This window comes from Salibacterium sp. K-3 (assembly GCF_054052005.1).
The window spans coordinates 454,654-466,363 of the sequence record NZ_JBSVZE010000001.1 but is presented as its reverse complement, the minus strand read 5'-3'; the positions used below and the strand labels follow the sequence as shown (position 1 = coordinate 466,363).

The 11,710-nt window shown below is 50.7% G+C and carries 9 protein-coding genes; 8 read left to right on the top strand and 1 reads right to left on the bottom strand.

From position 1 onward, the window contains the following. Positions 1-16: 16 nt before the first annotated feature. Positions 17-2,044, bottom strand: a complete 2,028-nt coding sequence (locus tag ACW9JV_RS02145; protein WP_457330894.1) for a methyl-accepting chemotaxis protein — start codon at positions 2,042-2,044, stop codon at positions 17-19. Between the two features lie 167 nt (positions 2,045-2,211). On the opposite strand from ACW9JV_RS02145, the gene ACW9JV_RS02140 reads away from it, so the two are divergent. The 8 genes from ACW9JV_RS02140 (at position 2,212) to ACW9JV_RS02105 (ending at position 11,672) form a co-directional block, all read left to right on the top strand. Next, positions 2,212-3,015 (top strand): TIGR00266 family protein, encoded by an 804-nt coding sequence (locus tag ACW9JV_RS02140; RefSeq protein ID WP_457330892.1) that lies wholly within the window; start codon positions 2,212-2,214, stop codon positions 3,013-3,015. A gap of 966 nt (positions 3,016-3,981) precedes the next feature. Then, entirely contained in the window at positions 3,982-5,061 is a 1,080-nt protein-coding gene (locus ACW9JV_RS02135) for a TRAP transporter substrate-binding protein (protein ID WP_457330890.1), read from the top strand. An 89-nt stretch (positions 5,062-5,150) separates the two neighbouring features. Further along, a complete protein-coding gene (locus ACW9JV_RS02130; RefSeq protein WP_457330888.1) occupies positions 5,151-5,672 on the top strand; it encodes a TRAP transporter small permease in 522 nt (173 codons plus the stop codon). Then, on the top strand, positions 5,669-6,946 hold the full coding sequence (locus ACW9JV_RS02125; protein ID WP_457330886.1) for a TRAP transporter large permease: 1,278 nt from the start codon (positions 5,669-5,671) through the stop codon (positions 6,944-6,946). The genes ACW9JV_RS02130 and ACW9JV_RS02125 overlap by 4 nt, the downstream gene beginning before the upstream one ends. Before the next feature lie 22 nt (positions 6,947-6,968). After that, on the top strand, positions 6,969-8,576 hold the full coding sequence (locus tag ACW9JV_RS02120) for a PucR family transcriptional regulator (protein ID WP_457330885.1): 1,608 nt from the start codon (positions 6,969-6,971) through the stop codon (positions 8,574-8,576). Between the two features lie 137 nt (positions 8,577-8,713). Then, positions 8,714-9,976 (top strand): allantoate amidohydrolase, encoded by a 1,263-nt coding sequence (locus ACW9JV_RS02115; protein WP_457330883.1) that lies wholly within the window; start codon positions 8,714-8,716, stop codon positions 9,974-9,976. Beyond that, positions 9,973-10,761, top strand: a complete 789-nt coding sequence (locus tag ACW9JV_RS02110; protein ID WP_457330881.1) for a dihydroorotate dehydrogenase electron transfer subunit — start codon at positions 9,973-9,975, stop codon at positions 10,759-10,761. The genes ACW9JV_RS02115 and ACW9JV_RS02110 overlap by 4 nt, the downstream gene beginning before the upstream one ends. Next, positions 10,758-11,672, top strand: coding sequence for a dihydroorotate dehydrogenase (locus ACW9JV_RS02105; RefSeq protein WP_457330879.1), 915 nt, complete (start codon positions 10,758-10,760; stop codon positions 11,670-11,672). Before ACW9JV_RS02110 ends, ACW9JV_RS02105 begins: the two co-directional genes overlap by 4 nt. The last annotated feature ends 38 nt before the right edge of the window (positions 11,673-11,710 follow it).

Sequence of the window (11,710 nt, the reverse complement as noted above, 5' to 3'; positions counted from 1 at the left end):
TTTCATTTCATCTACTTTAAAATTTAAACTTATTCACTGCGGTCTGCAGTTCTTCCGCGAGTGAACTCAGGGACTGTGCGGACGAATCGATTTCTTCGCTCGAGGCGAGCTGCTCTTCGGATGCGGCCGCCACACTCTGCGTCCGTCCCGCGTTATCTTTGGAAATCTGAGCAATACCCTGGAACGAGTCCGATACCTGCTGGGAACTGGCTGCAATCTCTTCAGATGTCGCTGCCATGTTTTCAATCTGCTCGGCCACGAGACCTGTATAATGCTGAATTTCTTCAAAACTTTTCTGGGAGCCGTCCGCCAGCGTCAGTCCTTCCTTCACTTCGCTGCTTACCTGTTCGATCGACTGCGTAGAGTTCTCGATATCGTGCTGGATATCCTGAATAATATTGGTGATCTGCTGGGATGACGACTGGGATTCTTCCGCGAGCTTCCTGACTTCTTCGGCGACGACGGCAAATCCTTTTCCGCTCTCACCGGCCCGGGCCGCTTCAATAGCCGCGTTCAGCGCGAGCAGATTCGTTTGCTCGGCAATGCTGGTAATCACCTGGAGAATATTTTCAATCTCCTGCGAGCGTTGGTTTAAGGAACCATTCACTTCATTCGAGGACTGGACCGATTCATCAATGGAGCGCATCTTTTCCAGCGTCTCTTTGACGTTTTCCCCGCCGTCTTTACTCTTCTGCATGGCGGCAGCGGCCTTTTCAGAAACAGATGTCGCGCTTTCCGCCACTTCCTGAACGCCTCTGGATACTTCCTCCATGGAACTGACACTTTCGTTAATGCTTTCGGTCTGGGATTCCGATCCGGAGGCCACCTCCTGAATCGACTGTGATATCTCTTCCGACGAGCGGCTTGCCTCTTCCGAACTGGCCTGCAGTTCCTCTGAGGAAGCACTCACCATTTCCGCACTTTCCCGCACCTGGGACAGCAGACCTTTCAGCTGTTCTTTCATTGTGTTGACATTGTCGGCGAGCCGGCCGACTTCGTCTTTGGATTTCACCTGAAGATCTTTGCCGGTGAGATCCCCGTCGGCAACGAGCTCTACCTGCTCACTCACGTTCTGCAGCGGACGGCTGATCCTGCCGGCAATGAACCGTGCCAGCACGGTGATGATTACGGCAGTCACTGCGATCATCAACACCGCATGCATCCGCAGGGAATCCGTCACATGAAGCACCGTACTCATCGGTACCCCGAAATACACGCCGTATCCCGCCGAATCCAGCGGAGCATGGGCCAGAACTTTATCCTGGCTCTGAAGCACTTCCGAGCCGGTATTCGTTCGTCCTTCTTCCAGTCTCTTCCGGTATTCCTCACTAATATCCGCTTCTCCGAGAGATTGTCCGATCAGGTCTTCGTTTGGGTGCAGCTGAATCGTATTGCTTTCATCCACCAGAATCGGCTGCATCCCTTCTTTATTCAGGTTTTCTTCGGATAAAAATTGATCAATCATTGTTTGAAAGTTTGCGACCGCGCTTAGCACCCCGATCACATTGTCTTCCGTGTCATAGACAGGTGTCGCAAGTACCATAATGCGATTACCGCCGTCTTTGGATTTCAGTACATCAGAAATCGCATCTTCACCCTCTATTGCCTGCTGGTAATATTTCCGATCGCTCAGATTAAGCTGACCGATATTTCCCTCGTTCGTATCGGCGCGTACGACTCCTTCTGTATCTATAAAGATAACACTTTCATACGCCTCGTCGTTTTCCTGCAGAATCCGGATCATACGCATCTGCCGGTCCTCTTCTTCCGACATGATTTCTTCCGACTGTGCCATCAGGTGCAGCTGCGACATCCGTTTATCGATCCACTGTTCCATACCTGCCGATGTACTTTCCGCCAGCGATTCCAGGCTTTCCCGTTCTTTAGCGACAATTTCATCTGTGCTTGTCTGGTAAATGAAAAAACCGATCAATATGGTAGGAATCAATCCGACCAGCAGCAGATAAAGCGTCAATTTGTTTTTCATGGATCCCTTCAAGCCTAAACGTCCCAATCGTGCTGCCTGCTTTTCTCTCTTCTTCATTCTTTTCCCCCTGTAATATAATCGAATAAAATTTCTATCCATTTTATCGACATAATATCCTAAGATTAAAGTCTTATAATTAGTGAATGAAACAAAAAAGGAATTTTTCGTTTTTTGTAGAATAAATACAGGTAACAGCGGAATATAAAGAAAAGGGGCAGAACGATATGAATAATCATGAGATCGATTATACGATCCACGGCGACGACATGCAGTTTGTGGAAGTGGAGCTCGATCCCGAAGAAACGGTGATTGCAGAAGCGGGCGCGCTGATGATGATGGATGAGGCCGTTGAGATGGAAACGATCTTCGGGGACGGATCGGAAGACAGTGACGGAGGATTTGTCGGAAAACTGTTCGGCGCCGGCAAACGGATCATCAGCGGAGAAAGCCTGTTTATGACGACGTTCACCAATACCGGGACGGGAAAGAAACATGTGTCGTTTGCCTCCCCCTATCCAGGAAAGATTATGGCTATGGATCTGAGTGAGCTGGACGGAAAAATTATCTGCCAGAAAGAAGCTTTTCTCGCTGCAGCGAAAGGGATTTCGGTCGGCATTGATTTTCAGAAGAAGATTGGAACCGGATTTTTCGGCGGGGAAGGTTTCATTATGCAGAAAGTGGAAGGAGACGGCATTGCCTTCGTACATGCTGGCGGGACGGTGCTGAAAAAAGAACTGGAAGCCGGTCAGACACTGCGGGTAGATACCGGATGCCTTGTCGCGATGACGCAGGAGGTGGATTATGATATCCAGTTTACCGGCGGCATCCGCACGGCTCTCTTCGGCGGGGAAGGGGTCTTTTTTGCAACACTCCGCGGTCCGGGAACTGTCTGGATTCAGTCCCTGCCGTTCAGCCGTCTGGCGAGCCGCGTCTTTGCCGCCGCTCCACAGGGTGAAGGAGAACAGAAAGGAGAAGGAAGCGTCGCCGGCAGCCTGTTCAACAACTTCTTCGGCGGCGACCGCAGATAAAGGATTGTTTTTATATTGGGATCAAGGGGCTGGGACAAAACCTTTATAAGACAGAAAATGCCGAACGATTTCCTGAAATCGTTCGGCATTTTCCGTTCCTAAGATATACCGCTGCGCCAAAATCCTTCGCTTTCCGCGGGCACGGCTCGAGCCTCCTCGGCAGAAACCCGCTGCCTGCGGGGTCTCGAGACACGTGCTGTTCCCGCAGGAGACGAAGCATTTTGACTCCGCTAATTTACTGTTCTTGAACAGCGCCACAAGTCGTTCGTGTCCTCATTCCCTATTTTTCTTTTGTCCTACTCTCTTTCCTGTGATAAAGAAAATATAACCGAGGCAGAAGCGGAAGGCGGCGACTATTTGTTGTTCGCCGGCTAAAAACGGTCACGTCCTGTGGCGGGCGCCGGCACTAGAACATCCTGTTCGTCGAAGCAGCAGCCGAAGATCCCATCAAACGGTGTTTGGGCCCGCAGGATGCGGGTCAGATCGGCGTTGGCACAGGACGTACTTCCACAGGATGTGGTGGCTTCTACGTTGCGCACAGGACGTGCGCGGTCTTAGTAGAAGGTCCTCATCGTAGCCGATCTTCCTTCATTGATGTAGCTGAGGCGCTGCCCGCGGCAAGCGTCCGCCTGCAGCGGATGCCTCAGAATGTAACGGACTTTTGATACAACTCCTTTTTTTCGTCAAAAAATATAACAAACCGCATTGTTTCTGCGCCTGGTGGTCCTTCCCCGAAAGAAATGTTTTCCATATGTTGAAAACACCGATATATCAATCATAATTCTATGTTAATATGAGGATACTACCCAATGAATGTTTCACTTTCTCTTTGTATTATGTCTTTATAAACAAAAAATATTGTCTAAAATTGTTGATTCGGACAAAGAAAAAAAGATGTCTAAATTGTACGATAAATCTAACGATGATCTTTCATCATCTTCTTTCAATATTATAGGGGGGAAAAACATGAAATTACCAGCAAAACTTGCAGGAACGACGGCCTTTGCAGTCATGCTTACATTATCCGCCTGCGGCGGCGGAGACAGCGGTGGAGAAAGCAGCGGCTCCTCTTCCGAAGAATCAGCAGACTCCGGCAGCGGCGGTTATGAGGATATCACCATTACATTCAGTCACAACCAGCCGGAAGACAGTCCGGAACATACCGGCGCCGTTGCCTTTAAAGATCATATCGAAGAAGCAACCGACGGCAGTGTTACCGTAGATCTCTACCCGGCATCACAGATGGGAAGCCTCCGCGAACAAGTGGAAGGTACCCAGCTTGGCGAGATTGACATCACGATGCAGCCTTCCGCCGTGGTTACACCATTTGTAGATGCGGTAAAACTCGTCGATCTCCCTTATCTGTGGCCGGCCAGCAACGAACAGAAATATGAAGTGCTGGATTCCGACGTCGGCGAAGAACTCCTCGGCACGCTAAATGAAGGCGGTTTCGAAGGACTCGGTTACTGGCCGGGAGGGTTCAAACTTTTTACGACAAACGGTACAGAGATTCATGAACCGTCCGATTTCGAGGGGCTCACTATGAGAACGATGGAATCCCCCGCCCTCATCACACAGTATGAAATGTGGGGCGGCAACGCTGAACCGGTTGCTTACGCCGAAGTATACAACGCGCTGCAGCAAGGCGTTGTTGACGGTCAGGAAAACCCACTTCAGACGATCTACCTGAATGACTTTCATAAGGTCCAGGATTATGTGGTCGAAAGCTATCACGGCACCATGACCTATCTCTTGATGGCCAACCAAAGCTGGTTCAGCGGCCTGAATGAGCAGACTCAGGAAGCCATTAAAGAAGCGGAGGCAGCAGGTGTTGAAGCTGCCCGCGAAGATCTTGCCGCCACGGAAGATGAATACCGTCAGAAGATCAAGGATTCAGAGGCAGAGTACTACAAACTGACCGAAGAGGAAATTGCGGACTTCCGTGAAGCTTCCCAGCCGATCCATGACGAGATCGTACAGGATGAAGAACAGCAGGAAATTCTCAGCAATCTGAAAGACAAAATCGAAGAAGTACAGAGCGAATAGCATCAGCCCGGCAGGGAACCAGCACGTTGATATTCTGCTGGTTCCCTGTTCCATTTTTCAGCTTTCTTACAGGCGAAAGGAGATCTGTCATGAACGCGTTGCGCAAAGGCCTTCATCTTTTTTATAAAGCAGAGGAAATCATTATCGGCCTTCTCATTATCACAGCGACGGCTATTTTATTTTTTAATGTGGTTCTGCGGTACGGGTTTGCGGCCAATACCAGCTGGGCCAACGAACTGATCCGGTATATGATGATCTGGATCACCTTTATCGGCATGGCCATCTGTTTCCGCCGGGGGCTTCACGTCGGCATCGATTTTATTCTGGATTATTTATCCAAAAGGGTGACCAGAATCGTACAGCTGGTTGTGAACGTGCTGTCCATTCTGTTTTTAGTTTTTCTCGGGTATTTCGGTATGGAACTGGTGCTGTTTTCCATGAATACCGGCCAGATCACCCCGTCTCTGGAAATAGCAATCTACTGGATTTATCTGATTATTCCAATCGGCTGTCTTCTTTCCATCGTTCATATCATCACACTTTCCATTCAGCTTCTGCTTGGGAAAGAAGAGACGTCCGTCAACAACATGCCTGAAGGAGATTCGCTATGATTACCTTACTGATCACCCTTATTATAGTACTGTTGTTCATCAGCGCCCCGATTTTTGTTGCGCTGGGGCTGGCTTCGTTTTTGAGCGTCCTGCTTCTCAGCGACACCGAGCCGATGATTCTCGTGCAGCGTATGTTTGCAGGACTTGACCAGTTTGCTCTGATGGCGCTGCCGTTTTTCATTTTTGCTGCCAACATCATGGAGGGCGGCGGTCTTTCCGACCGGCTGCTCCGCTGGGCCCGGGCCCTTGTCGGCCACCTTGCCGGAGGCGTGGCCATGACAACCCAGGTATCCAGTATGTTTTTCGGCGCCCTGTCCGGATCCAGTCCGGCGACTGTCGTGGCTATCGGCAAAATCATGTACCCCGAATTACTGCGCCGCCAATACGAGCCTTCCTTCGCAGCAGGACTGCTCGCTTCCGCCGGTGCTGTTTCGTTGATTATACCGCCGAGCATCACCCTGATCGTCCTTGCTTCTGTCGTCACTACCTTATCAGTAGGTGAATTGTTTACTGCCGGAATCGGAGCAGGCCTGATCTTCGGGATTGTCACCATTGCCTATATTTATTTCTATTCCAAAAAACAGAACCTGCCGCGCGATAAGAAAGCAACATTTCGGGAGCTGATTCAGGCGACAGTCCATGCGTTTTGGGCACTCCTTATTCCTGTCATTATTCTCGGGGGGATTTACGCCGGTATTTTCACACCGACCGAAGCCGCCGGTATATCCGCCGTATACGCTTTGGTCATCAGTGCTTTTGTGTACAAAGAAATGTCCTGGAAGAAGTTTTATAACGTCTGTGTCGAATCGGCTGTCACCTCCGCTCAGGTTCTGGTACTTGTCGCTTCCGCACAGATTCTCGGCTGGCTTTTGACGAGATCGGGCATCCCACAGCAGATTGCCGGGTATGTCACCGAACACGTCGGATCTGTTCTTTTATTCCTTCTTTTCATCAACATTGCGCTGCTCGTAATGGGTATGTTCATGGAAGGAATCGCCGCCATTATTATTGTGGCGCCACTGATTTTCCCGGCCGCTTCCAGTCTTGGCGTAGACCCGATCCATCTAGGTATTGTCATGATTTCCAACCTCGCCATCGGCATGTATACACCACCGTTTGGCATCAATATTTTCGTCACCCAGACGATTTCAAAATTGAACATGGTGGAAATGCTGCCCGGATTGAAAAAATTCCTTCTTGTTCAGATCGCGGCGCTCTTAATTATCACCTACATCCCGGAATCCGCGCTGTTTCTGCTCCATTTCTTCGAATAAGACATGAATTGGTGGGAGTAAAATGACCATATCACTACAGGATGCCATGAAAATCGGGGGACTCCGGGAATGCCGGGTTATCGCCGGATATCAGGGGCTCGATGCCGACATTAATTATGTGACGATTATGGAGGTCCCGGATATTGTACGTTGGCTCAAAGGAAAAGAATTGATGCTGACGAGCCTGTACCCTATCAAGGATGATCCTGAAGCCCAGAAGCAGCTGATCAAACAGCTGCACGAAAAAGGAACGTCCGCTTTGGCTATAAAGCCGAACCGTTTCGTGGAGGATATACCGATGCCTGTTCTTGAGGAAGCGGAAAGATACGGGTTTCCTATTATTGAAATACCAGAGCGGATCAGTTATCTCGATATCCTTTCCCCTGTCATGAACACGATATTCGACCGAAAAGTGGTCCTTCAGGAAGACCTGGAGGAAGCTTACCGGCTGTTAAATGAAGTTTCGCTGAATGAGCCGGGGATTCATTCCCTTATTGATATTTTGACGCATTTGACAAAACATAATATTGCAATTGAAAGCCTCGTTTCCTTCGTCGACACTCCGCTGCTGGACAGTCCATTTCAGGATTTTAAATACCAGCAGATTGAAGAACTCGAGCATGTCCAGCGCCCGATCCGGCTGAAACGCAGACATAGGGAAGCCGGAACGGTCAGCTGCATTACCGCCCCCATCATTGTGGACGGCACCTTGTACGGCGCCATTTCCAGCTGGGATGACACAAATGAACACATTGAAGCAGACCTTGCTATTCTGGAACGCGCCTCCTCTGTTCTTGCGCTCGAATTCATGCGGCGCAAAGTCCGCTATGAAGTGGAACTGCAGTACAAAAGTGATTTTTTCCGGGCGTTGTTCAAAGGGAGCACGTCCCAGACCAAAGACCTCGAGGAAAAGGCACGGGGCTATAATATCCTGCCGGAGCGCTGTTATATGTGCTGTGCCGTTTACTTTGAAAAGGCGGACACGGCGGAAGCTTTTTTAACCGGCCATATGACGAAGCTCGAAATGATTATTCATCAGATCGAACCGCACGCGGTCGTTGGTATGATGCACCACGTGCTTTATATTCTCTATCCGACAAAGGGAAAAGGTGAAGACAAGGCGCTGGTTGATTTGAACCGGTTTATCCGGGAATTCGAAAAAATGTTTGCCCAAACGCCGTTTGCCGGGGCCGGAAGAGTCAGCAGCAACAGTTTTACCGAACTCCAGGAAACATTTGAACAGGCCGAACTCGCCCTGTCGATCAGCCGCACGCTGCACCTGCAGGACAGCCGCCTTGTTCATTACGATGATCTTGGCGTGTACCGCCTGCTTGCCCAGGTAAACGAACAGGAAGAGCTCAGCAGGTTTTACAGAGAAACCGTAGGCATCCTCGCCGATTACGACAGCAAACACAACCTCGAACTGATTCGCAGCGTCGAGGAATACTTTTATCATAACGAATCCGTATCGGCAGCGGCGGAAAGTCTTTATATCCACGTAAATACGCTGAAATACAGGCTCCAGAAAATTAAAACATTAACAGGTTACAGCTTTCAGGATTCCGAGGGAAAATTAATGATCCAGCTCGGTTTAAAAATCGGGCATTATATCAACCATAATTATCGATGACACCGAAAAAACACCTTATATTATGTCCCGGAAGCCGACGCCGTCCAAACCGTCAGAATATTAAAATGTAGGTATAGACAAACAAAGGACGAACAGCACCGGTATTAACGGTATACTGATAATAAGAGGTGGAATAAATGAGTGTAGAACGTATCGATGAGTGGCTGGACCAACTGAATCAGATTGGACAGAGTTCTGTTCCCGGCCTGTACCGTCTCGCTTATTCAAAAGAGGAGCAGCAGGCAATGGATCTATTCCGCGGACTCTGTGAAAAAGAAGGAATGAGTGTGCGCGAAGACGCAGCCGGGAATCTGATTGCCCGCCGGGACGGGACATCCCCGCTCCCTGCCGTTGCGATAGGCTCTCATCTGGACACGGTCTACGCCGGCGGACGCTTTGACGGGACGCTCGGTGTTCTCGCCGGACTGGAAGTCATCCACCGCTTGAACGAGGAAGATATTTTGACAAAACATCCACTTGAAATCATTGTTTTCCGCGCGGAAGAGTCTTCCCGATTCGGCACATCCACCATTGGAAGCAAACTGATGAGCGGAAGTGCGGATTTGAAGCAGCTGGCCGCCCTGAAGGATAAAGACGGCATCTCTTTTCCCGAAGCAGTCGAACAGGCCGGCTTCTCCTTCGAACAGATGGCCGGCGCCAAACGTCCGGAAACAGATCTTAAAACATTTTTGGAACTTCATATTGAGCAGGGACCTGTCCTTGAAAACAGCCGGCTTCCGGTCGGCGTTGTTACAGGGATCGCGGCACCGCTTCGGCTGCGCGTGCACGTCGAAGGTAAAGCCTCCCACTCGGGAACAACCAGCATGGATATGAGAAAAGATGCCCTGACAGGCGCGTCCGAACTCATTCTGGAACTCGAAACCGATGCGCAGGAAGAAAAAGAATATAATACGGTAGCTACCGTCGGAAGAATTGAAGCATCCCCGGGGGCTATGAATGTCATCCCGGGAGACTGCCGCTTCGATGTCGACATCCGGAGCACCGAGCCGGATTCACGCGGACGGGTATACCGGCAGTTTATCGAGGCAGCCAGGCGTCTTGAACAAAAACGGGGACTCTCCATTCAGGTCGAGACCCTGGCAGAGGAAACGCCGGTTCCGCTTTCTCCTTCCATTCAGGAAGCTTTAACTAGAACGTGCAGAGCGCTGGATCTTGACCCGGTCTTTCTCCCGAGCGGCGCGGGGCATGATGTGATGAACATGGCCAAAAAGTGGCCGTGCGGACTTCTCTTTGTTCCATCCGTCGACGGGCTGAGCCATCATCCGGATGAATTCACCACACTGACCGATATGGTGGCAGCTGTGGATGTTCTGGAGCATACCGTGCGTTCTCTGGCAAATGAAGACTGTTCAAAAACAAGAATGGAGGTGAAATCATGATGAAGCAGCACCTCCTGCCGATTCTTACCAATGTGCAGGTATCCGAACGTTACTGGCATATGACGATCGATACGTCCGGCATGAACGAGGATATCGAACCCGGACAGTTTTTTCACATCCGCTGTTCTGACGGAGCGTTCCCGTTTCTGCGGCGTCCGTTCAGCATTTACCGGATCAACCGGGAAGAAGATACGATTGAATTTCTGTATCTCGTCAAAGGGGAAGGAACGAAAGATTTAACGAAAAAGATGCCCGGGGAGACGGCCGACCTGCTCGGCCCGCTCGGCTACGGGTTTAAACTGGACCCGGTGTATGATGAGATCCTTCTTACCGCCCGCGGTGTCGGCATTGCCACGCTGGCAGCGCTTGCTCAGGAAGCCGGACGGAAAGGCGTCCGCTGTACTGCGATTTTAAGCGCCCGTTCCAGAAACGACCTTCTGGCGGCCGAAACCCTGCAGGATTTCGGAGCCGAAGTTCATCATGTCACCGAAGAAGAAGGATCGAGCGATGTGGAATCAGTGGAAGCGCAGATGCGTGATATTATCGAACGAAAAGACGTAGACGCGCTGTATACGTGTGGTTCGCGCCGGCTTTCCCGGCTGAACCAACGGCTGGCCGCCGAATACGGCCTGCCCGGAGAGATTGCGCTGGAAGAACAGATGGGCTGCGCGATGGGCGCCTGCTTCGCCTGCGTCTGTGACCTGGAGGAAGAAGGAAAGCACCGCTCTGTGCGGGTCTGCCTGGAAGGACCGGTCTTTCCGTTGGAAAAGGTAGTGATTTCATGATTGCACAACGAAAAATGGGTATATCCATCGGCTCCCTCACCCTGCCGAATCCTGTGATGCCGGCTTCCGGTGCGTTCGGCCCGGAAATGCACGAAGCGCTCGACTTCAACAAAATCGGTGCCATCGTTCCGAAAAGCATCACGAAACATCCACAGCCTGGCAATGATACGCCGAGAGTATGCGAAACTTACGCCGGCATGATTAATTCGATAGGCATCCAGTCCAAAGGTCTGGAGGCCTATCTGGCAAAAACCATCCCGAAGTTCTCCGCCTATGATGTGCCGCTGATTTCAAGCATTTCGGCGGAATCCATTGATGAATTTGTGGAGATGTCGGATGTGCTCGGCAGCCACCCTGACATTGACGCGCTCGAGCTGAATATTTCCTGTCCAAACCTGAAAGGCGACGGCCTTGCCTTCGGTATGGATGCGGACGTGACGTATGAGTTGATGCAGCGGGTCCGGAAGGTAACGGATGTCCCGCTCATAGCTAAACTTACTCCGAATGTAACGAGCATACAGGAAATCGCTAAAGCCGCCGACGCAGGCGGCGCCGATGCGCTGACCGTCGCCAACACGATTCTTGCGATGTCCATTGATACCGAGTCGAAAAAACCGATGGTCGGTAATGTCATGGGAGGGTTGTCCGGGCCGGCTGTGAAGCCGATCATGGTACGGATGATTTATCAGACAGCCCAGGTTACGGACCTCCCGATTATCGGCTGCGGCGGCGTGATGAACGGAAACGACGCCATCGAGATGATGATTGCCGGCGCTTCCGCCGTACAGGTCGGCACCGCAAGCTTCATTACTCCGACCGCCCTGACGGATGTTATCGAAGACATTCGTGATTATATGGAACGCCATGATATCATGGATATTAACGATCTCACGGGCACCGTGGAGATTTAAAAATACCCGCTCCCTTACAAAGAACAAGCTGCATTCAA

What these genes read in the sequence shown, in the direction of transcription:
- ACW9JV_RS02115 (WP_457330883.1), top strand. Translation starts at nt 8,714, where the DNA reads ATGAGTGTAGAACGTATCGATGAGTGGCTGGACCAACTGAATCAGATT.
- ACW9JV_RS02125 (WP_457330886.1), top strand. Translation starts at nt 5,669, where the DNA reads ATGATTACCTTACTGATCACCCTTATTATAGTACTGTTGTTCATCAGC.
- ACW9JV_RS02130 (WP_457330888.1), top strand. Translation starts at nt 5,151, where the DNA reads ATGAACGCGTTGCGCAAAGGCCTTCATCTTTTTTATAAAGCAGAGGAA.
- ACW9JV_RS02140 (WP_457330892.1), top strand. Translation starts at nt 2,212, where the DNA reads ATGAATAATCATGAGATCGATTATACGATCCACGGCGACGACATGCAG.
- ACW9JV_RS02135 (WP_457330890.1), top strand. Translation starts at nt 3,982, where the DNA reads ATGAAATTACCAGCAAAACTTGCAGGAACGACGGCCTTTGCAGTCATG.
- ACW9JV_RS02120 (WP_457330885.1), top strand. Translation starts at nt 6,969, where the DNA reads ATGACCATATCACTACAGGATGCCATGAAAATCGGGGGACTCCGGGAA.
- ACW9JV_RS02145 (WP_457330894.1), bottom strand. Translation starts at nt 2,044, where the DNA reads ATGAAGAAGAGAGAAAAGCAGGCAGCACGATTGGGACGTTTAGGCTTG.
- ACW9JV_RS02105 (WP_457330879.1), top strand. Translation starts at nt 10,758, where the DNA reads ATGATTGCACAACGAAAAATGGGTATATCCATCGGCTCCCTCACCCTG.
- ACW9JV_RS02110 (WP_457330881.1), top strand. Translation starts at nt 9,973, where the DNA reads ATGATGAAGCAGCACCTCCTGCCGATTCTTACCAATGTGCAGGTATCC.